This window comes from Kaistella pullorum, assembly GCF_014837035.1.
GTDB lineage: Bacteria > Bacteroidota > Bacteroidia > Flavobacteriales > Weeksellaceae > Kaistella > Kaistella rhinocerotis.
Genome location: NZ_JACSPS010000003.1, coordinates 246,342 through 267,510, shown reverse-complemented (window position 1 = coordinate 267,510; position 21,169 = coordinate 246,342). Strand labels below are relative to the sequence as shown.

General features: G+C 41.4%; 19 protein-coding genes. 18 read left to right on the top strand and 1 reads right to left on the bottom strand.

What is annotated here, in order from left to right; translation table 11 throughout:
• The first annotated feature begins 3 nt into the window (after nt 1–3).
• The 10 genes from H9628_RS09795 to H9628_RS09750 all read left to right on the top strand — a co-directional run bounded on the left by H9628_RS09795 (nt 4) and on the right by H9628_RS09750 (nt 12,154).
• Nucleotides 4–267, top strand: a complete 264-nt coding sequence (locus tag H9628_RS09795; RefSeq protein ID WP_251833970.1) for a hypothetical protein — start codon at nt 4–6, stop codon at nt 265–267.
• Nucleotides 268–616: 349 nt separating this feature from the next.
• On the top strand, nt 617–2,557 hold the full coding sequence (locus H9628_RS09790; RefSeq protein ID WP_251833969.1) for a polysaccharide biosynthesis protein: 1,941 nt from the start codon (nt 617–619) through the stop codon (nt 2,555–2,557).
• A 45-nt stretch (nt 2,558–2,602) separates the two neighbouring features.
• Nucleotides 2,603–3,388 (top strand): polysaccharide biosynthesis/export family protein, encoded by a 786-nt coding sequence (locus tag H9628_RS09785; RefSeq protein WP_251833968.1) that lies wholly within the window; start codon nt 2,603–2,605, stop codon nt 3,386–3,388.
• Between the two features lie 18 nt (nt 3,389–3,406).
• On the top strand, nt 3,407–5,767 hold the full coding sequence (locus H9628_RS09780; RefSeq protein ID WP_251833967.1) for a GumC family protein: 2,361 nt from the start codon (nt 3,407–3,409) through the stop codon (nt 5,765–5,767).
• 42 nt (nt 5,768–5,809) lie between these two features.
• Nucleotides 5,810–7,240: a lipopolysaccharide biosynthesis protein gene (locus tag H9628_RS09775; RefSeq protein WP_251833966.1), complete on the top strand. Its 1,431-nt coding sequence runs from the start codon at nt 5,810–5,812 to the stop codon at nt 7,238–7,240.
• Nucleotides 7,241–7,245: 5 nt separating this feature from the next.
• Complete coding sequence (locus H9628_RS09770; protein ID WP_251833965.1) at nt 7,246–8,343, top strand: EpsG family protein; 1,098 nt, start codon at nt 7,246–7,248, stop codon at nt 8,341–8,343.
• Nucleotides 8,343–9,242 carry a glycosyltransferase gene (locus H9628_RS09765; RefSeq protein ID WP_251833964.1) on the top strand — a complete coding sequence of 300 codons (900 nt, stop codon included), beginning with the start codon at nt 8,343–8,345 and terminating at the stop codon, nt 9,240–9,242. Before H9628_RS09770 ends, H9628_RS09765 begins: the two co-directional genes overlap by 1 nt.
• Nucleotides 9,239–10,402 carry a glycosyltransferase family 4 protein gene (locus H9628_RS09760; protein WP_251833963.1) on the top strand — a complete coding sequence of 388 codons (1,164 nt, stop codon included), beginning with the start codon at nt 9,239–9,241 and terminating at the stop codon, nt 10,400–10,402. The genes H9628_RS09765 and H9628_RS09760 overlap by 4 nt, the downstream gene beginning before the upstream one ends.
• Nucleotides 10,403–10,411: 9 nt before the next feature.
• Nucleotides 10,412–11,446, top strand: a complete 1,035-nt coding sequence (locus H9628_RS09755; RefSeq protein ID WP_251833962.1) for a polysaccharide biosynthesis protein — start codon at nt 10,412–10,414, stop codon at nt 11,444–11,446.
• Nucleotides 11,447–11,476: 30 nt separating this feature from the next.
• Nucleotides 11,477–12,154 (top strand): Rossmann-fold NAD(P)-binding domain-containing protein, encoded by a 678-nt coding sequence (locus H9628_RS09750; RefSeq protein WP_251833961.1) that lies wholly within the window; start codon nt 11,477–11,479, stop codon nt 12,152–12,154.
• Here H9628_RS09750 and H9628_RS09745 read toward each other — a convergent pair.
• Nucleotides 12,151–13,263 (bottom strand): glycosyl hydrolase family 28-related protein, encoded by a 1,113-nt coding sequence (locus tag H9628_RS09745; protein ID WP_251833960.1) that lies wholly within the window; start codon nt 13,261–13,263, stop codon nt 12,151–12,153. The genes H9628_RS09750 and H9628_RS09745 overlap by 4 nt on opposite strands.
• A 67-nt stretch (nt 13,264–13,330) precedes the next feature.
• On the opposite strand from H9628_RS09745, the gene wecB reads away from it, so the two are divergent.
• The 8 genes from wecB to H9628_RS09705 all read left to right on the top strand — a co-directional run bounded on the left by wecB (nt 13,331) and on the right by H9628_RS09705 (nt 21,168).
• On the top strand, nt 13,331–14,452 hold the full coding sequence (wecB, locus tag H9628_RS09740; protein WP_251833959.1) for a non-hydrolyzing UDP-N-acetylglucosamine 2-epimerase: 1,122 nt from the start codon (nt 13,331–13,333) through the stop codon (nt 14,450–14,452).
• On the top strand, nt 14,449–15,303 hold the full coding sequence (locus tag H9628_RS09735) for a dTDP-4-dehydrorhamnose reductase family protein (protein ID WP_251833958.1): 855 nt from the start codon (nt 14,449–14,451) through the stop codon (nt 15,301–15,303). The genes wecB and H9628_RS09735 overlap by 4 nt, the downstream gene beginning before the upstream one ends.
• Nucleotides 15,303–16,532, top strand: a complete 1,230-nt coding sequence (locus tag H9628_RS09730) for a glycosyltransferase family 4 protein (RefSeq protein ID WP_251833957.1) — start codon at nt 15,303–15,305, stop codon at nt 16,530–16,532. Before H9628_RS09735 ends, H9628_RS09730 begins: the two co-directional genes overlap by 1 nt.
• Nucleotides 16,529–17,311, top strand: a complete 783-nt coding sequence (locus H9628_RS09725) for a methionyl-tRNA formyltransferase (protein ID WP_251833956.1) — start codon at nt 16,529–16,531, stop codon at nt 17,309–17,311. The genes H9628_RS09730 and H9628_RS09725 overlap by 4 nt, the downstream gene beginning before the upstream one ends.
• Nucleotides 17,308–18,162 carry a polysaccharide deacetylase family protein gene (locus H9628_RS09720; protein WP_251833955.1) on the top strand — a complete coding sequence of 285 codons (855 nt, stop codon included), beginning with the start codon at nt 17,308–17,310 and terminating at the stop codon, nt 18,160–18,162. The genes H9628_RS09725 and H9628_RS09720 overlap by 4 nt, the downstream gene beginning before the upstream one ends.
• Nucleotides 18,159–19,055, top strand: coding sequence for an NAD-dependent epimerase/dehydratase family protein (locus H9628_RS09715; RefSeq protein ID WP_251833954.1), 897 nt, complete (start codon nt 18,159–18,161; stop codon nt 19,053–19,055). The genes H9628_RS09720 and H9628_RS09715 overlap by 4 nt, the downstream gene beginning before the upstream one ends.
• The gene (locus H9628_RS09710) at nt 19,055–20,056 is read left to right on the top strand and encodes an MraY family glycosyltransferase (protein WP_251833953.1); all 1,002 of its coding nucleotides are present in this window, start codon (nt 19,055–19,057) and stop codon (nt 20,054–20,056) included. The genes H9628_RS09715 and H9628_RS09710 overlap by 1 nt, the downstream gene beginning before the upstream one ends.
• 98 nt (nt 20,057–20,154) lie before the next feature.
• A complete protein-coding gene (locus H9628_RS09705; protein WP_251833952.1) occupies nt 20,155–21,168 on the top strand; it encodes a Gfo/Idh/MocA family protein in 1,014 nt (337 codons plus the stop codon).
• Nucleotide 21,169: the final 1 nt, after the last annotated feature.

Below are 21,169 nucleotides of genomic sequence, written 5' to 3'. Positions count from 1 at the left end.
ATAATGATGAGGTTTATTTACCTGTACTTTATATTTTTCGCGATCCTAGTACCTGCCCAGCAGAGTACAAACCGGTTTGAACAGGAGGAGTATAATTCTGACGTAATGGAGGACGCGAAACCAGAAGAGGCACTGCCTGACGTTGCGGCGAGTAGTCCCGGTGATCCAGCTGATCCTACACCAATTGACGATTACCTCCCTTTGCTTGTCATCGCCGGCATCGGGCTTATTGCCTGGAAAGTCCGCAAACGTGGAGTAACACTTTGATTGATCTGAAAATATAATTTGTGTGACAGTCGCATTTGAGCTCATTTAGCCAAACGGGCAGTTTTTAAAACTTCACTTACGTTTAAATCAACTTTTGAATTCTCACACGACACAACAGGGTAACTAGTTTTCTGTATTCTGTGCGATATCTAATATTTTTAATGGATTACTATCAGCATTATCTACTAGCTTAGGTATATTACAAAGCTTTCGGAAAACTTGGCCTAAATATTTCCATATTTGCCGGAAAAAGTTAAATTAGCGGCTCGATAATGTGTAAATTTGCAGTAAGCGATTGGTCGCGCTGGTCGCCTGCTTTTCTTTCTCAAAAATAATATTCCAAACACACATGAGTTTTCGCAAGAATCTGAAGAAAAAAATATACAGCGGAGACAACTTTATGAATATCTCGGATGTGCGCTATCTGCCGCGTTGGGTAATTCTCGCAATCGACCTTTTTTTCATTTCATGCGCCATTTTTTTCTCCTGTTATCTTATTGAGAGACTGAGCTTCAATTCAACCAGGGTTTTTAATAACCGTTTATACGTATACGCTCTGATCATGGGCATCAGCGTGTTTTTCATGTATATTTTCCGTACGTATTCGGGGATTATCAGACATTCAACTTTTATTGACCTTTTTAAACTTTTCCTCGCTACTTTCTGCACGACGGTGGCGGTTGGGTTCATCAGTTTTACCTACTATTTTCTCACCGGCGAACGGATGATCTACATGTCGGTACCGTTTTTGGCCATATTTTTTGCGACATCGTTCATGCTGCTGTTTTTGCTGAGATTATTCGTAAAAGAATTTTTTCACCTGGTACGAGAAGTTCGCCGCAGCACGCTCAGAAAGCGCATTCTGGTCGTAGGGATCGATGAACAGTCAGTAGCAGTGGCACGCGCGATTCTGGACAATCCCTCGTTGCCCTATTACGTAGCCGGCTTTATCACACAGCGGCACGATTACCACAGCGCAAAACTTCTTGGGCGACCTATTTTAAACCGTGACAAATTGGAAAGAAACAGCAAGGATGATTTGCTGATTGACGGCGTGCTGCTCATCAAGGAAATGATGAGCAAGGAGGAGATGAACTCTTGGGTGAATCTTTTCCTGGAAAAAGACCTGCAGGTTCTGAAGGCGCCCTCTGTACAGAAATTGCGCACCAGTGACATGGAAGGATCGATACGGTCACTGCAGATCGAGGATTTGCTGAACCGCAAGCCGATACGCATTGAGAACGATGAACTAAGGACCCGTCATTTCGACAAAGCGGTTTTGATCACGGGTGGAGCCGGCTCTATCGGCAGTGAAATTGTACGTCAGGTCGCTGCGCTGGAACCAAAACTGATTGTTGTGCTTGATCAGGCCGAAACTCCGTTGTATGAAATCGAGATCGAGATGCGCAGCAAATTCCCGTTGATACAGTTTAAATTTGTGCTCGCTGATATTTCGAACCGTCACAGAATTGAGCCACTTTTCCAGAAGTATAATTTTTCGATGGTCTATCACGCCGCGGCCTACAAGCACGTGCCACTGATCGAAGAAAATCCGCACGAAGCCATACTTGTCAATATTCTCGGGACTAAAAATCTCGCAACGCTCGCTTGCCAGTACAAAGCAAACCATTTTGTAATGGTTTCTACCGATAAGGCCGTTAAACCAACAAACGTGATGGGCGCCTCAAAACGTGCGGCAGAACTCTTTGTGCAGGCGCTGCAAAACACCCCGGCTAACGAGACAAAGTTTATCACCACGCGTTTTGGAAATGTTTTGGGGTCAAACGGTTCCGTTATTCCACATTTCAAAAAGCAAATAGAAGCAGGTGGTCCTATTACCATCACGCACCCCGATATTGTGCGCTATTTCATGACGATTCCGGAGGCGTGCGATCTTGTGCTGCAGGCTGGAACCATGGGTCATGGAGGTGAAATATTTGTTTTCGATATGGGCGAACCGGTGAAAATTCTCGATCTTGCCACCCGCATGATCAAGCTTTCGGGCTATGAGCCTCACATTGATATCAAGATAATCTACACAGGCCTGAGACCTGGCGAAAAGCTTTATGAAGAACTTCTGAGCGATGACGCGACCACCTTGCCGACACACCACGAAAAAATCCTGATTTCCAAGGATCCCGACATGCTCTTTGACGAAATTGAGAGCCTTACAAACCAGATAATCCGTGCAGCGCTGCGCCGGGAGAAGGTGGAGGTAGTGCAATTGCTGAAAAGCATCGTGCCTGAATTCAAGAGCAACAATTCAATTTACGAGGTCTTGGATAAGTAAAGTAGAATCGTATATTTGTAAAATTCAAATTTTTAAATGTCTATAATGAATAAAAATCTGTTTATTCTTTTCATATCCGCAATATTCACGCTTAGCTCATGTAAGACGGCTGAAAAGCCAAACGAGCTGAAATATATGCAGAATGCAGAGGCAATCGCAGAAGCTGCGGCCAACAATAATCCGGTGACTATTCAGAAAGGCGATGAACTCTCGATATTTGTTTCCGCCAAAAACATGGAGGCAGTTCGGCCTTTCAATCAAAACTATTATAATATCCAAACACCCACTTCGGTAGCTACCAATAATTCTGAAAAGGAATATCTTGTTAATTCTGAAGGCGATATTGATTTCCCCGTAATCGGAAAAATTGCAGCAGGTGGAAAGACGCTCGAAGCTTTCAGGGAAGATATTACTACACACATAAAAACGTATGTAAAAGACCCCACGGTGACAGTGCGTCTGACGAATTTCCGTGTAACGGTTCTGGGTGAAGTAAACCGCCCGGGTCAGTTTAAAATATCAGATGCTGAAACCACGCTGCTGAATGCGCTGGGTTTAGCAGGAGACCTTACTGTTTACGGAAAACGCGATAACATATTGGTAGTACGAAATAACGACGGTAAACTTTCTAAGGAGTATATCAATCTTCTTGATGCGGGTTTTGTGAACTCCCCGTATTATAATTTAAAGCAGGGCGACGTGATTTATGTATCGCCGAACCAGACCAAGGAAAAGCTTTCGCGTCAGGACCCCAACACTAATTTATACCTCGCTATTGCAGGCACTGTAATCGGTTTAGCAGGTATTTTTATCACTATTTTTAAGAACTAATTTTTTAACCGGCGATTAATGAGTCAGAACGTAAATACTGAAGTTTCGACTTCAGGAGATGTGGATATAAATGAATTGGTTAAACCCTATGTACGCCGGTGGTGGTGGTTTGCACTTTCTGTGTTAGCTGTTTTGTGCCTTGCATTTTTTTACCTGAAGATCACCGCACCAAGTTATAAAATCAACTCGTCTGTTTTAATTAAAGATGCCAAAAAATCACCCGGAAGCCTTGGGATGCTTTCTGATATTTCGGGTTTTGGAAACATGGGTACCAGCAGTATCGAAAATGAGCTGGAGGTATTCAAGTCGAAAAAACTGATGACGGATGTTGTCGAAGCACTCGGCATCCAAACTACGCTTAAATCTGAAAAAAACTTCCGAAAAACTGAGCTGTATGGTGAAACCGCGCCAATCATTATACAGGTCGTGAATGAAAAGGAATATGAAGACCCTATTAAAGATGAAGTACATCTTAAAATTTCAGGCGATAAAATAGAACTTTCTTCTGAAGATTTCCCTGCGAACATAAGCACCACTTATAATAAAACGATCAGCCTTCCTTACGCCAATATTATTATCCGTAAAAACCCAAAAGTTAACCTTCAGAAAACGAAGGATCTTGGCGACCTATCATTTTCATATACAACACGTGACCAAAAAGTAACTGAGTTGCAGAAAGCACTTGAAGTTGACCTGGCCGACAAAGACGGGACGATCATTACGCTGGCCATGAAAAGCGAAAATCGGGAGAAAGGTAAAAATATCATTAACGGTCTTGTAGTGTCATACAATAATGATGCGATGGAAGACAAGAACTCCGAATCACGAAAGACAAAGGACTTTATTGATGAGCGTATCTCTCTGATAGCCGATGAGCTGGGCGAAGTAGAATCTCAGAAAGAGAATTTCAAAAGGGCCAATAACATAACTGATATCCCGATAGAAACGCAGATCAATCTTGGAAAATCTGCACAGCTGCGCCAGCAATCGCTGGAAACTGCGACACAGCTCAGCCTGACAAATGATTTATTGGCCTATATGCAGAAAGCAGGGGCAAACCAGACGTTGCCACAGGGCATTGGACTGACGAATCCGGCTGCTGCCGCGAGTATCAACGCCTATAATCAACTCGTACTTGAGCGAAACACCCTGCAGGAATCTGCAACACCACAAAACCCCGTGGTTGCTGACCTTACGAAACAAATAAATAATTTGCGCAGCTCTGTACTTGATAACTTATCGAAACACAGGGTAGCACTGCAGATTGCACTTTCAGACGTGCAGGGTGAAGAAAACCGCATTACTTCTAAAATTTCGAAAGTACCGGCACAGGAAAAAATGTTCCGCAGCATAGAGCGCCAGCAACAACTAAAGGAAAACCTTTATCTTCTATTGCTCGAAAAGCGTGAAGAAACCGCTATCAATCTGGCTATTACGGCGCCGAAGGCAAGAATTGTAGATTATGCTTATGCTTCAGACAAACCGGTTTCACCAAAGAAAATGTTTGTGATGCTGGCGGCCCTGGTATTTGGTTTGGCAATACCTTTCGCCTTTATTTATCTGCGCGAACTGTTTAATACCAAAATCCATTCAAAACACGATCTTGAAAAACTTACCACGGCGCCTGTCATCGGAGAAGTTCCGAGTGTGGAACGTGGCGGAAGCGACATCGTGAAAGTGAACGACCTTTCGCCAATGGCTGAGGCATTCCGTATTTTGCTGACCAATTTGAACTTTATGCTGCCAAAAACGGGTAATGGAAAAGTGATTTTCGTTTCATCAACGATAAAAGGTGAGGGTAAGACATTCATCTCAGTCAATTTGGCACTTACACTGGCTTCACCTAAGCATAAAGTTATCGTGATCGGTGCAGACATCAGAAACCCGCAGCTTCAGCGCTACGATACGAGCAAAAAAGGCTCTGACGGTCTTACGGAGTTTTTATACAATGAGCATGAAACTACGGCGGACATTGTACATACTTCGCCGTTCAATCAACATCTCGATATTATTTACTCAGGAAGTATACCGCCGAATCCTGCTGAGTTACTTTCAAACGGGCGTTATCAGCTTTTAATTTCACAGTTGCAGCAGGTGTACGATTTTATAATTGTAGATACCGCACCGCTGATGCTAGTGACAGATACGCTGCTGTCGGCTGATATGGCTGATGCCACCGTATATGTTACCAGATCCGGATATACTGAGAAAGCACTGATTGAATTTGCCAACAAGCAGATCACTTCGTCTAAGATCAAGAATGCTGCATTTGTAGTGAATGACGTATCGAAAGAACATTTCGGGTATGGCAACAAGTACGGATACGGCTATAGCAACGAGCAGAGAACTTTCTGGCAGAGACTGAAAGATAAGTTTTAACCGGCGTACGGCTCCCGCACATCACAGATCCCAGTTGGTCGCATGGTTTACAATAATAAAGTTTTACTGAAAGGTTTTTTCTGGAGCGGACTCGACAAAGGGGGTTTTGTTGTGCTCCAGCTTATTATGGAACTGGTGCTGGCGAGGCTTCTGTTACCAAAAGATTACGGTGTCATAGGAATCGTGCTGGTGTTCATTTCACTCGCAATCACACTGTCGGAAGGCGGTTTTTCCAATGCACTGATCCATAAACAGGATCGTACAGAAACCGATTTTTCCACGGTATTCTATATTAATATTGGGATAGCAGCATTTCTTTACCTCGTCATCTTTGTTACCGCACCTTATATCGAAGCCGTTTTTGGCATTGCAGACCTCGCACTTATCCTGCGTATTGTCTCCTTAAGTATAATTTTTAATGCTTCCATCCTGGTACATAAGGCAAAACTGAGTATTGCGATGGATTTTAAGCTTCAGGCAAAACTATCGGTTCTGGCTGTTGCAGTATCCGGATGTTTAGGGATTGTGCTGGCTTACCGCGGCTGGGGCGTCTGGGCACTCGTCTGGCAGAATCTCTCGATGGCTCTGCTGAACGCCTTGTTCTTTTGGGTGGGCTATCGTTGGTTACCCCAAAATGTGTTTTCTTTTGAAGCTTTGAAGAAATTGTTTTCGTTTGGCTCCAAAATAATGCTGTCCGCCGTGATTCAGGCCTTTTATTTCAATGCGTATCCGCTTTTTATCGGACGTGTCCTCGGTACGGGAAATCTTGGTTTATATTCGAAAAGTACTCAGTTCACCCAAATGCCATCAAATGTGATGACGACAATTGCGCAACGTGTATTATTTCCGTTTTTTGCAACGCATCAGAATGATGACCAGAAAATTTTTGAACTTAATCAGCTCTACACTACAATTTGCTGTATCATCTTTTTTCCATTCTTTTTCATCATGGCAACTGTAGCAGAACCTTTGGTATTGCTGCTTTTCTCCGAAACATGGATCAAGATGGCACCACTTTTCATTTTGCTGTGCCTGGCCTATAGTTTTTATCCGCTGATCGTCAATAATATGATGATGTTTCAGATCAAGAATAAAACCGGTTTGTTTTTGAAAATTGAAATCCTGACCAAGATTATCGGTGTAGCTATTTTAGTGTTGACCTTAAAGCACGGAATCATCGCAGTAGGATACGGGTTGCTGGTGCAGCAGCTCATACAGTTCCTCATTACCTCTTATTTTGTACAAACGGTCTTGCGCAAAGATATTTTGGCTCAACTTCGTGTAATCTTACCGTTCGCGGTATTTGCAGTTTTGCTCTTTTTAGGTGTTCGAAGTGCAGGTTTAATGCTTGAGTTAGGTTTTTTATCCAAGCTTTTTTCAGGCATAATAATCTCCGTTATCGCATACGGACTGTTTTATCTGATGTTTTACAGAAGCGTTTTTCATCAACTTATTTCAATGATTAAAAAATAACTACGTTGGCTTACCTGATACTTATTTTCTTTCTGCATTTCTTTATCGGACAGTTCATTGAATTGTCGCGGAATAAGTGGGTAGCCTATATCTTCAATACGATTCTTCTGGCGACCGTATTCTTCTTTGTACTGGGTGTGCGTGATACGGCGGATAAGATCTTTTTCGAATGGTTTTATGATAACGATTGGGAAAAGATCGATCCTATGTTTATATTCCTGAGCCGTGTGATGAATTCTTTCGGATATGATTATCATGCCTTCTATCAGTTACATCTGGTGATTTACACTTTAAGTTTTTATTTTTTTATTTCACGATATACCAAGAATATCTTTTACGTATTTCTGGTTTTCTTTGTTCTGTATTATGTGCCTTATGTAAACCAGATTCGCTACTATCTCGGCTTTCCTTTCTTCCTGTTGTCAATACATTACATCGTGGGTAACCGCAAACTGGTTTGGGGCATTGTATTCGGGGCACTGGCAATATTGTCACATTCCGCAATTACTTTACTGTATGGCTTTCTGTTGATGTATTATCTGGTTCCCGGCAAAAAGTTTTTCCGTGTTGCGCTGCTCAGTTCCGGCGTTGCATTTCTTTTGGTAATGGTGCTTTTCCAGATGGGTATTGTGCAGCAAATTGAACATTTTGGTGATTACTTCGACAAAGAAATGACCAGCTCCGTTTTGGGAGGCGTATTCAACTCCTTGCCGTATTTTATGTATATTTTTTATCTATATTTTCTTGATATCAAATACCGCAGGAAAAATCCGGACTTTGCAGAAGATAAGAAATACCTTCTTTTAAGCAAGTTTTCGTTTTTCACTATTGTGTTTATTCCTGCATCTTTTTTCGTGCAGGTGCTGGGACACCGGTATGTTTTTCCGTTCCTTATCGTTTGGATGATTTATTTTCTGTATATGATCCGAGATGAGGCGCCGCGCCGCAAGTTTGTTCATTTCTTCGTTGCCGGTCTTGTACATCTTTTTGTAGGGTATATGATGTATGTCCTACCACACAGTATCTTGGGAGAGTCTTTCTACGAACAGGAATTAATCAGGGCTTTAAAATCGGTTAAATACATTAAATCTTTATCATTCTGATGTCGCACCGCACTATTTCATTCATCATTGTAACTTACAAGTCACAGCGGGACCTTCCGGGTGCTTTTGATTCTATTTGTCAGTTTTTAGATATTGATAAAGAAAGTCTCGAAGTGATCGTGGTTGATAATAGTCCCGAACCGGAAGCTGCTGAAACCCGCACAATCACAGAGAATCATCCGCTTGCGGGGATAGTCAGCCTTAAATACATCAGAAACACTAAAAATCTTGGTTACGGACAAGGTAATAATGTCGGGATTGAGGCTTCGCGGGGAGATCTCATTTGCATTATGAATCCCGATGTCTGTTTTCGTGAACCTTTGCTGAAAGATGTGTTAAAACATTTCCAAGATAATAAACTGGGACTGTTAGGTTTTAAACAATTGGGCGGAATGAACTATTCTTTTTATATCAAACCCGAATACCGTAATTCCATATATGGTTTTACCACGAAAATCCTGAACAGATTAGACCTATTTTTTCCGAAATACTGCTACCTTTCAGGTGCATTCTTTTTTGTAGATAAGTCAAAATTCAAAGAAGTGGGGATGTTTGATGAGAATATCTTCATGTATTTTGAAGAACCAGATATCGCAAACCGGCTGCAAAATGGGGGCTATAAAATCAGATTTAACAGCGGAAAATCTTATTTACATTTAGTGGAAGACCGCGTTTCATGGCAGGGAACAAGCTTTCACCGTGAAATGGAGTCGCTGATCTACTACCGTGAAAAATATAAAATAAACACACACAAATATTATAATATGATGAAAAATGAGGTGAAAATAAAATCGCTTGTTGCAAGCCTTCTCGGAGATAAGGTCAGAAGTCATAAATTTGTGCAGGAACGGCAGATGATCGAAGACTTTGAAGGACCAAGCAAACAGGTTAGCAAATGATGAATAAAATTATAGCAGTTGGTACCACTACCCAAAATAACAAATGGGTAAACGGCCAGTCGATGATGTTTCAGCTGTTTGTTGATCATTTACCACAACACCGTATAAAGCCTGTTATTGTAGATTTCGGACTTTCAATTTCTAAAAATTCAAACCAAACCCGCGTGTCGGGCAAAGCAAGTTTGGTAAAAGTGCTCGATAACATCACGGTGGTAGCAAAGTTTGTGAAAGCGCTTGCACTTCATCCGAAAGCACCGGTTTATATTAACACCTCGCAGACCAGCGTAGGCTTCATGCGGGATTTTGTTCTTATTAATCTCGCATCACGTGCTGGTCGCAAGATAATTGCACACCAGTTTGGAGCTAACTATGAGCAGTATTACTCCGAACAAACCCCCGCGCGGCAAAAACTTATAAACAAAACATTGTTAAAGACAGCCAGAGTTATTGTAGAAGGCGATTTTACGAAAGAGCAGTTTTCATTTCTTCCCGGATATGAAGACAAGGTGGCTATAGTTCCGAATGGATTGCCTGAAAAGATAGATTCTTCTAGCATTTTACCGAAACAGATTTCAGCTAAAGAACCGGTCGAAATGTTTTATATAAGCAATATGATTGAATCCAAGGGGTTTTGGGATGTACTTAAAGCCTTTGAGATTTTGGTTGACGAAAGAAAACGCAATGTAAAAATTGCTTTTTCCGGTAAATTTTACGGCGCAACCGAAGATAAAACATACCAAACGCCTGAAGACGCTAAAAAAGCCTTTTTAGACAGGACGGAAAAATACCGAAAATCCGGACTTTTAACATATCATGCTAACGGTCTTTACGGATCAGACAAAGCTGAAGCCTTTATTAAAGCAAATTTTTTTCTGCTTCCGAGCTACTATATAAATGAGGGGCAACCTGCGTCGGTTCTGGAAGCTCTTGCTTACGGATGCGTCCCAATCACTACCAGATATCGTGTAATTCCGATGATGGTAAATGAACAGAATGGTGCATTTGTTAATCCCCAATCGCCCATAGAAATTGCAGATGCAGTGGAAATGTTCATGGATAACCCTCAAAAGTATCAGCAGCATTCTGAAGCTGCGATTCGCGATTACAAAGAAAAATTTACCGCTGAAAGATATATTGAGAAACTTTTAACCTATTTTTAAATATAAAATATGGAGATCAAAGATAAAACGCTGCTTATTACCGGCGGTACCGGCTCATTTGGGACCGCTGTCCTAAGAAAATTTATAGATACAGATCATTTCAGGGAAATCCGGATCTTTTCGAGAGACGAAAAAAAGCAGGATGATATGCGAAACCAGTTCAACAGTGACAAACTGAAATTCTATATTGGTGATGTGCGGGATTTTAGCAGTGTGGAGCCAGCGACCCGAAATGTTGATTATATTTTTCATGCGGCAGCGCTAAAACAGGTTCCAAGCTGTGAATTTTTCCCGATGCAGGCCGTAAAGACAAATGTAGAAGGAACACAGAACGTGATAGAAGCTGCGGTACGGAATAAGGTGAAGAAAGTGATCTGTCTAAGTACCGATAAAGCGGCTTATCCTATAAATGCTATGGGTATTTCCAAAGCGATGATGGAAAAGGTGGCTGTAGCTGCATCGCGCAGCGCAGGTGAAACGGTGGTTTGTCTTACCCGCTATGGAAATGTAATGGGTTCCAGGGGTTCCGTTATTCCTCTGTTCATCAAGCAGATAAAAAGTGGGCAGCCGATCACCATCACAGATCCCGGTATGACCCGGTTCCTGATGTCCCTCGAAGAAGCGGTAAACTTGGTTCTATTTGCATTTGAACATGGAAATCCCGGAGATTTGTTCGTCAATAAAGCGCCGGCCGGCCGAATTGGTGATCTTGCGAAAGCACTTCTTGAAATGTTTAAGGCAAACAATCAGATAAAAATCATAGGCACGCGGCACGGAGAAAAATTGTATGAAACGCTTTGCACCAGAGAAGAGATGCAGAAAGCCGAAGACATGGGAGATTTCTACAGGATACCTGCCGATAACCGTGATCTCAATTATGCAAAATATTTCTCTGAGGGAGAAAATGAAACAGCTTTCATCGAAGATTATCATTCTCACAATACCCAGCGTGAGGATGTAGAAGGTATGAAACAGCTTTTCCTTAAATTACCCATTATCCGCAAGGAAATTTTAGGTGAAAACGTAGAGCAATACCCGGACTAAGAAGCAGAAAAATATCCGCGAACTTTAAATATGATTATAGGAAGGGGTTTAATAGCCAGCATATTCGCACAGTACGACGAAGATGATTTATTGATCTTCGCCTCGGGTGTGTCAAACTCTCTTGAGGTGCGTGCTGCGGAGTTTGAGCGGGAGAAATCGCTACTTATAAATTCGCTGAATTCGTACTCGGATAAAAAAATTATTTACTTCTCCACCTGCAGCATCTGTGATCCGTCGAAACAGGAAAGTCCCTACGTTTTGCATAAGCTCGCCATGGAAAAACTTATTGACGGGCACGCGGAACGTTCTATCATTCTCCGTATCGGAAATGTGGTAGGGCATGGGGGAAATCCGAACACGCTGTTTAATTTTCTTTCAAACTGTATCCGAAATGACCTGCATTTTACTTTACATTCCAAAGCAGGCAGAATCCTGATAGACGCTGCGCATATCGCCTCTTTTTTTGATGAAGTCAACTCACAGAATAGCAAAGCGCTGATCAGTGTCTCGTATCCGTATCAGTTTTCGCTGTTTGAAATTGTGAACGCTTTAGAGCAGTTTTATGGGAAAAAGGCCAATTTTACTTCAAAAGAGGAGGGCGACAGATATGATATCGAGTTTTCTGACGAAGTGATTTCGTATTTTAAAGACATTTCTCCCGCAGATTATCTCCAGGGGTTGGTACAGAGATATGCGCCTGCACATTAAGGAATAATTGGGCTGGTACTCAATTTTTGGGAAGTAACTGATTTTTTCAGAATCTTATTCTTTTCTACACCAAAATCTATCAGGTTAGTTGAATTATCCTTTGATCCTTCCAGTACTATCCGCAGCGTATCAATACTCTCCGCGGCACCCATGGTTTTATTGCCGGTAATGCGGTTATTCGCAGAATTCCCCGAAATATTTATAATATTCTGCTTCCTGTTCTGCAGGTTGTTTACCGCGAAGAAATTTCCGGTCACTTCATTCCCCTCAGCATTATTCAATACAACATTGTTGAAGTGTTGCTCGAAATAATTGTTATGAATGAAATTATTTGTCGCGCCATTTATTACGATACCGTCGCCGATCTTGTAAGCAGAGGCATCATCCTCATTCCGGGCCGGCGGCAGCATATGGGTGATGTTGTTCTCAATCATATTATTATTGATGAAATTCGCATATGAATTACCTTCGATAATGATACCTGAGGAATTGTTGCGTATTTCACTGTTATTTACATAAGTGCTTGTAGAAGTTTTACCAATCTGTATGCCCACACGGTTGTTTTTAATGAAGCTATTGGTGATGAAGTTATAATAACTTGAAGAAACCTCTATTCCCGCCCACAGAAATCCATCGATCGTACAGTTGTCAATCCGGTTTCGAAGTCCTAGAATCTTAATACCCACACTTCGTGGATTGTTAAGCGTAAGATTTTTCCACTCAAATGGGTTTTTGCCGTAATCCGGGCCGTAGATTGTCAGATTACGGATTGAATTGTAATGATTGTAAATGTCAGTTTCGCTTTTATTATCTTCCAAAACAATCGCTTCATGCTGAGTTGATTTTACCTGAATTACCGTAGTTCCTGGTGCTTCGCCTTCCAGGCTTATGTATTTATTGAGATTGATAGGCTTAGTAATGCTGTATGTACCAGCCGGGATTTTCAAGGTGGCATGCTGCTTTCGGGCAGAATATTTATTTTTGATTTGGCTTAGGGCGGCTGCGAACTGCGCATCTGCACTTCCGCCTGGAAAATCCTTTAAATTAACAGCTTGTGCTGAGGTAAATCCATACCAAAACAACGCTATAACAGTAAGTATATATTTCATAAGAAAATCAATTTTTTATGTGAAATATACCTAAAAATTTATTATTAATCATACTTTTGTGAGAACTATGAAAAAACTGAAATTAGCGACAATATTAGGTACACGTCCGGAGATAATCAGGCTGGCAGAGTGCATCAAAAAATGTGATATCTATTTCGAACATATACTAGTTCACACAGGTCAGAATTATGATTATGAACTCAATGAACTTTTTTTCGAGGACTTGGGTCTCCGCAAACCGGATTATTTTCTGAATGTGGCGGGCGAGCATTTGGGTGAAACGATAGGAAATGTAATTGCGAAGTCTTACGAGATCTTATCGAAAGAGGTGCCGGATGCGCTTTTAGTCTTAGGTGATACCAACAGTGTTCTAAGTACCATTGCTGCAAAAAGGCTAAAGATCCCAATCTTTCATATGGAAGCCGGAAACAGGTGCTTTGACCAGAATGTTCCGGAAGAAATCAACAGAAAGATTTCTGACCATATTTCTGACATCAATCTCACTTATACTGAAAATTCGCGCAGATATTTGCTGAGCGAAGGATTTCGGAAAGATCACGTTTTCGTTACGGGTTCACCGCTGCGCGAAGTTTTGGATAAATATGCTTCAAATATTGAGTCGAGTTCTGTGATGGAAAAATTGGGCCTCAGCGAAAACCAATATATTGTAGTGAGTGCACACCGCGAAGAAAATATAGATTTGGCTGACCATTTTAAACTTTTGTCTCAGTCTCTGAATACGATCGCTGAAAAATATGGAATGCCTGTTATATTTTCAACACATCCGCGCACAAAGAAAAGAATTGAAAAAGACGCCATAAAGTTTCATCCGTTGATACAGAATGTTCCGCCACTTGGTTTTTTTGATTATGTTAAACTTCAGCAAAAGTCGTTTATTGTCCTTTCAGACAGCGGTACTATTAGCGAAGAATCTGCAATGATGGGCTTTCCTGCAGTAAGTATCCGTACCAGTACGGAAAGACCTGAGGCTGTAGATGCCGGAAGCATTGTTTTAGGCGGTATTTCAGCGGAGCAGATGATTAATGCAATTGAAGTTGCAAGAGGATTGTTTGATGATGATATTGTGCTTCCGTTCGAATATGAGGTGACAAATTCCTCAACCCGAGTGATCAAGGCGATCCAAAGTTATACAGCAATCATTAATAAGGTAACCTGGGACAAGAAATGAAAAAAGTGCTTGTAATTGGAATTAAAGGTATGGCCGGCCATATGCTTTTTACGCGTTTGCCAGCAATCGGTAATTATGACGTTCACGGAATTGCCCGGAATGTTTCACCGCAGCCAAAAATATATAATGTGGATGTAAGTGACACGGTTGCACTTGAAAAGATAGTTCGCGAAAATACCTTTGATTATATCATCAACTGTATCGGAATCTTAAATAAAGACGCAGAAGATTATCCGGATAAAGCAATCTGGTTCAATAGTTTTTTTCCGCACTTTTTGGAAAGACTTACCGCAGGAACAGCAACGAAAGTAATACATATCAGCACGGACTGTGTCTTTAATGGTAAGCGTGGCGGTTACACTGAAAATGATGTTAAGGATGGAATAGGTTTTTATGCGCAGTCAAAAGCGCTTGGTGAACTTGATAATCCGAAGGATCTCACAATCCGGACGTCCATAATCGGACCGGAGATCAATGATAAAGGTATCGGGCTATTCCATTGGTTCATGTCCCAACCCGCAAATGCAGAACTCAAAGGATTTTCAGCTGCGTACTGGTCTGGTCTCACAACATTGGAGCTATCCAATGCAATCCACGAAGCGATTACTCAAAATTTATCAGGGCTGATTGAAGTAGCACCACGCGAAAAGATAGACAAATACTCCCTGCTTCAGTTGTTTAATGAAATATTCAGAGGTGGCGAGATGAAAATCATTTCAGACAGTTCTTATTCTGTAGATAAAAGTCTTACTTCTATCAGGACCGATTTCCGTTACTCGGCACCTGATTACAGACAAATGCTTAATGATTTGCGCCGATGGATAGATGCTAACCCGATCTATAAATATTAATGAAGATATTGGTGATCAGTCAGTACTTCTGGCCGGAAAATTTTAAGATCAATGACCTTTGCTTAGGTCTGCGGGAGAAGGGGCATGATGTAGAAGTACTTACCGGTATCCCAAATTACCCCAGCGGACAGTTCGCTGAAGGATATGATTTTTTTAGGAATAATGATGAGGTCTGGAATGGAATAAAAATTCATCGCGCACGCTTGGTGGCGCGGGGAAGCGGTGCGCTTAAACTCATCCTGAATTACTTGTCATTCGCTTTTTTTGCCTCGGCCAAAGGCCGGAAACTCCCGAAAGAATTTGATTGCATCCTGGTATATGAGCCATCTCCCATCACCGTAGGTATACCCGCGGTCTTCATTGGCAGGAAGCAAAAAATACCCATCCTTTTTTGGGTTCAGGATCTTTGGCCTGAAAGTCTCTCGGCTGCAGGTAATATTCATAATAAAACTTTGCTCAAAACTTTTGATGTGATTACTAAATGGATTTACAAAAATTCAACAAAAGTGCTGGTTCAGTCAGAGGGGTTCAGAAGCTATATCCAGGCTCAAGGAGTAGCGAATGAGAAGATTATTTTCTATCCGAATTCCACCGAAAACTTTTATGTCCCTACGGCAGCGGACCCCGTACTTAAAAGTAAATTACCCGATGGATTTCTTATAACTTTCGCGGGAAATTTTGGTGAAAGCCAGTCTCTCCACACCATTCTTCACGCCGCGCTGGAGCTGAAAAACCAGGGTTTTGATGAGATCAAGTTCGTTTTTTTAGGCGATGGACGAATGAAAACTACAATGGTAGATTTCATAAATAATAATGGTCTGGAAGATACTGTACACTTACTGGGAGCTTATCCCGCCGAGGAGATGCCTAAATATTTTGGTTGTTCAGACGTTCTGATATCTTCTTTAAAGAAAGACCGGATCTTTTCACTAACTATACCTTCTAAAATCCAGTCTTATTTAGCCAGTGGAAAACCTATTTTGGCATCCATGGATGGGGAAGGTGCAAGGATAATCGAGGAAGCGCAGGCGGGACTTTCCTCGCCGGCAGAAGATGTGAAATCACTAACATCAAATATCATCGAACTATATAAACTGTCAGATATTGAGCGTCGACAAATGGCAAATAACGCACGCTGCTATTTTGAGCAGCATTTCGAACGAAATACGCTTCTTGATAAACTCATAGAAATCTTTCACCGGGAGGTGGCTAAATTTAATAAAAATTGAAAGTTATAATAATTACCCAGGAAGATTCTTTCGCGGTGCCCGAAAATATTCAGCGGATCATTTCGCTTGATTTTGTCATCGTACAGAAAATTGTGAATATTGACTCGTCATTTAGTCTGGTCAACCAGAAGAAGCTTTTTGTGGAGGGATTTGGCGTAGCGCAGGCCGCAAAAATGGGCTTTAAAGTGGTTAGCAACAAAGTTACCAATCTACTGGATTCTGCTTTGTCTTATAAATTGCCTGTCAAACCCAAAAGTCTGGAAAGTGTCGCCCGTAAAAACAGTATTGAATACGAGGTAATTACCAATCCGAATGATGAAAATTTCCTGGCTAATCTGGAAAATTTAAAACCGGACATCATTGTGTCTTACTCCGCTCCTGTGGTGTTCCGGAAGAAATTGCTCAACGTGGCGCCCCTTGGATGCATAAATCTGCATTGCTCCTTTTTACCTCATTTTGCAGGGGTTATGCCAAGCTTCTGGACTCTGTACAAAAAGCAGAAATCTACAGGTGTCACCGTGCATTATATGGATTCAAAAATAGATAACGGTAAGATTTTAGGTCAGAAAGAAGTTCCGATTTCGAAAGATGAAACCATATTTTCATTGATTTTAAAAACGAAAAAGATTGGTGGTGAGGTGATGTGCGAAGTCCTTGAAAAACTACATACGGGAACTATTATTGCGCAGGAAAACAATCCGGGGGAAGGTTCGTATTTTTCATGGCCGAAAGTGGAAGATTTCAAAGATTTTAAAAACCAGGGAGGCAGATTGATATGAAAAAGTACGCTGTTTTAGGGATGGATGTGGAAGAATGGTACCATCTCGATTATTTCCTTGATAAAGAATGTGATACCTCTCAAAGTACACTAGATGGACTTCAGATCTATCTGGATATTCTGGGAAAATATAATATTAAGACTACTTTTTTCGTAGTGGGCGAAATCGTAGAAAAACTCGCGCCTGCACTAAAGAAGATCGTCGCGGACGGACATGAAATCGCTTTGCACTCCTATCATCACCGCCGACCGCTGCTGATGACCGCTGAAGAGTTCGAAGAAGATACTATAAAATCTGTCGCAGCATTCAAGGAGCATTTAAACTATGATGTAAAAGGATTCCGTGCGCCCTGTTTCAGTTTAGACCGTGAAAGGCTCGAAATTTTGCGCAAACTTGGATTGACTTATGACGCGAGCAAGATCAACTTCAATAATCATGAGTTGTATGGCGATCTTGATGTAGCTGATTTTGAACAGCTTGCTGATGATATTTACCGTATTGACGGCTTTTATGAATTTGAAACCACTACCGTAAATGTCCGCAATAAAAATATTCCGGTATCTGGAGGCGGCTATATCAGGATATTACCGTGGATGCTGACAAAATATTTGATGTCTAAATTGCTTAATGCGCAGAAAAATTATTTTTTCTATATTCACCCCTTTGAATTTTCAAGAAATTATAATATTAAAGAACCTGAAGGAACAGGTTTATTGACGAAATTTAGATTCAGACGTGGTAGAAAATCGGTTGAGACCAAAATACACCGGCTAATAAAAATTTTACAACGGAATGATTACCAGTTTGTTCGCTTTGAAGATCTGGTGGAAAAGCATAACAGTGCTATATGAGGATATTAATTACAGGTGCATCAGGATTTGTCGGCAGAAATTTAAAACATCTTTTTGAGCAGGAAGGTGTGGAGATTCGTACGCTTTCCGTTCGGGAAGCGGGTTGGCAACTGGATGACACTTGTGATGCACTTGTACATCTTGCCGGAATCGAGAAAGATTCAGGTACAGTAGATTCGGAAGAAGAGTACTTCAAAGTCAACGCTTATCTTACGGAAGAAGTTTTCAAGGCGTTTCTGAAGTCAGACATCAGGGATTTTATCTTCATAAGCAGCATTAAAGCAGTCGTAGACAGTTCAGATCATATTGTAACCGAACAGACGCCTGCAAAACCGGTAACGCCGTATGGCAAATCAAAGCTCTTGGCCGAAGAACTGTTGTCGAAAATATCACTGCCGGCTGGAAAAAGATTATTTATTTTAAGACCTTGCCTTATTCACGGACCGGGTGATACGGGCAATCTGAAGACACTTTACAAGATCGCTGAGAAAGGCATTCCTTATCCATTTGCTGCAATAGAGAACCGGCGTTCTTATCTTGCAATTGATAATTTACGGTCTGTCATTCAGCAACTTATTCAAAATCCTGATTTGTCATCCTCAACATTTAATGTAAGCGATGACGAACCTATTTCTACGGCGTCGCTTGTAGATTTAATGTATAAGACACTGCACAAAAGTCCGCGTTCACTGAATATTCCTGCAGGCCTGATAAAAAGCATCACTAAGGTTTTTTCGGCCGTAGGTTTAGACCTGGTGGAGGAAAAGATTGGGAAACTCACTTCAAATCTTGAAGTTTCCAACGCAAAAATAAAATCCGCCCTCGGTATCGACAAACTGCCTCTTTCAGCTGAAGAAGGTCTTATCAAAACCATTAAAAGCTTTAAGAAATAATGGAGTATATCATCGTGACCATCTTGCTTGTTCTTTTGATGTTGGCTTATTTCAAGATCGCCGATAAATACAATATCATTGATAAACCCAACCATCGCAGCGCGCATTCAGAAGTGACGATCCGTGGTGGCGGTATCGTATTTCCGGCGGCCTTTCTGCTGTTCTTTGCAACGGTGCTTTCCGCACGGTGGGTTGGCCATCCTGAATATGTGCAGCTTTTTGGTACATATGATTACAGGCTTTTCGGCACCGGATTATTGCTTATTTGTGCCATCAGTTTTATTGATGACATTCTGGATCTGTCCACCCGCATCAGAATTATCTTTCATATTGCATCTGTCACTTTTCTGCTGTTCTTTGTAGATGCCTTTGTGGTGCTGCCACTTTGGGCAATTCCAATGGTGTATATTCTGATCATAGGCATCCTTAATGCTTACAACTTTGTGGACGGAATCAACGGGATTACAGGTCTTTACAGTTTGGGAGTCCTGGCTGCGCTTTTCTATGTGAACGAAAATGTAGTCGATTTTGTGACTCCGGCATTTATTATCTATCCGGCCATTGCGTGCCTCGTTTTTCTTTTCTTCAATTTCCGCAAAAAAGCCCGCTGCTTTATGGGTGACATCGGCAGCATGGGTATCGCATTCTGGATTACTGCGTTGCTGGCACTGTTAATCATAAAAACCAGTGATTTCAAATGGATCCTGTTTCTGGCAGTTTATGGTGTAGAAGTGATCGCTACAATTCTGGAAAGACTTAAACTGAGAGAAAATATTTTCAAAGCGCACCGCCGGCATCTTTATCAGCTTTATGCAAACGAAAAAAAAGTTTCACACCTTGCGGTAAGTGGCGTTTATGCCTCTGTTCAGGTTCTGATCAATATCTTTGTCATCGGGTCACAATCCACTAGCGCCGTCCTGGCTGTATGGATATTGCTGCCTCTGGTTGCGATCTATTTTTATTTAAAATATTCAGTTAAAAAGCAGATTACCGTGCTTTAATTTAAATTACAGATACGGTAGATTTTTTAATTTTTCGGATGCCAAAACTCAATTTTAATCTTATATTTATACGGGAAGTACAATCCCAATGATTTTTAATGGTTGAGAATAAGAAAATAGCCATCCTGGGCTACGGACATATAGGGAAGAAACATGCCGAAATGGTACTGCAGGTTGAAGGTTGTGAGCTGATAGCGCTTATTGACCCTAAATTTGCCACAGAATCTATTCTTAATTTGCCGGATGTACCCACATTTCTCAGCCTTGAAGATTTTTTGAAAAGCGGCCTGTCGGCTGATATCGTCGCCGTTTGTACACCAAACGGTCTTCATTTCGAGCAGGCAAAAGAGCTGATCGAAAATGGTTGCCATGTAATCATCGAAAAGCCAATTGCGTTGTGTTCAGAGGAAGCACTCCAACTTCAAAAACTCGCTGCTGAATATAACGTGCATGTTTTTCCGGTGATGCAAAACCGTTTTTCGCCGCCTGCAGTGTGGCTGAAAGAGATCATGAATGCAAATGTTCTGGGCAAAATTTACATGGTACAGGTTTCGTGTTTTTGGAACAGGAACGAGCATTATTATGCCAAAGGTTCGTGGCGCGGAACGAAAAATCTCGATGGTGGAACATTATACACACAGTTTTCGCATTATCTGGATATCATGTACTGGCTTTTTGGCGATATCTCAAATATTAAGTCAAAGTTTGCAGATTTCAATCACGAAGATCTTACAGAATTTGAAGACAGCGGAATCATTACCTTCGATTTCGTGTCGGGTGGAATGGGAAGTTTTACTTTTTCAACTTCTACATACCATGAAAATCTCGAAAGTTCACTTACCGTGCTGGCCGAGTTTGGCTCCATAAAGATTGGTGGGCAGTATATGAATGAGGTTCAGAAATGCCTGATCCGTGATTACGAAGCGCCAATACTGCCCGAAACCAGTGGTGCGAATGACTATGGTACTTTCAAAGGGTCGGCACAGAATCACCATCATTTATACCAGAATGTTATCGAGTTTTTGCGCGATGGGAAGACAATTCAAACCACAACTGACGACAGCGTGAAAGTCTTGAAAATCATTGAAAAAATATACGCCTCAACCGAATGAT

Excerpts from the sequence above, each read along its gene's own strand:
- H9628_RS09795 (WP_251833970.1), top strand. The coding sequence starts at position 4 with ATGATGAGGTTTATTTACCTGTACTTTATATTTTTCGCGATCCTAGTA.
- H9628_RS09790 (WP_251833969.1), top strand. The coding sequence starts at position 617 with ATGAGTTTTCGCAAGAATCTGAAGAAAAAAATATACAGCGGAGACAAC.
- H9628_RS09785 (WP_251833968.1), top strand. The coding sequence starts at position 2,603 with ATGAATAAAAATCTGTTTATTCTTTTCATATCCGCAATATTCACGCTT.
- H9628_RS09780 (WP_251833967.1), top strand. The coding sequence starts at position 3,407 with ATGAGTCAGAACGTAAATACTGAAGTTTCGACTTCAGGAGATGTGGAT.
- H9628_RS09775 (WP_251833966.1), top strand. The coding sequence starts at position 5,810 with ATGGTTTACAATAATAAAGTTTTACTGAAAGGTTTTTTCTGGAGCGGA.
- H9628_RS09765 (WP_251833964.1), top strand. The coding sequence starts at position 8,343 with ATGTCGCACCGCACTATTTCATTCATCATTGTAACTTACAAGTCACAG.
- H9628_RS09760 (WP_251833963.1), top strand. The coding sequence starts at position 9,239 with ATGATGAATAAAATTATAGCAGTTGGTACCACTACCCAAAATAACAAA.
- H9628_RS09755 (WP_251833962.1), top strand. The coding sequence starts at position 10,412 with ATGGAGATCAAAGATAAAACGCTGCTTATTACCGGCGGTACCGGCTCA.
- H9628_RS09750 (WP_251833961.1), top strand. The coding sequence starts at position 11,477 with ATGATTATAGGAAGGGGTTTAATAGCCAGCATATTCGCACAGTACGAC.
- H9628_RS09745 (WP_251833960.1), bottom strand. The coding sequence starts at position 13,263 with ATGAAATATATACTTACTGTTATAGCGTTGTTTTGGTATGGATTTACC.
- wecB (WP_251833959.1), top strand. The coding sequence starts at position 13,331 with ATGAAAAAACTGAAATTAGCGACAATATTAGGTACACGTCCGGAGATA.
- H9628_RS09735 (WP_251833958.1), top strand. The coding sequence starts at position 14,449 with ATGAAAAAAGTGCTTGTAATTGGAATTAAAGGTATGGCCGGCCATATG.
- H9628_RS09730 (WP_251833957.1), top strand. The coding sequence starts at position 15,303 with ATGAAGATATTGGTGATCAGTCAGTACTTCTGGCCGGAAAATTTTAAG.
- H9628_RS09720 (WP_251833955.1), top strand. The coding sequence starts at position 17,308 with ATGAAAAAGTACGCTGTTTTAGGGATGGATGTGGAAGAATGGTACCAT.
- H9628_RS09715 (WP_251833954.1), top strand. The coding sequence starts at position 18,159 with ATGAGGATATTAATTACAGGTGCATCAGGATTTGTCGGCAGAAATTTA.
- H9628_RS09710 (WP_251833953.1), top strand. The coding sequence starts at position 19,055 with ATGGAGTATATCATCGTGACCATCTTGCTTGTTCTTTTGATGTTGGCT.
- H9628_RS09705 (WP_251833952.1), top strand. The coding sequence starts at position 20,155 with ATGGTTGAGAATAAGAAAATAGCCATCCTGGGCTACGGACATATAGGG.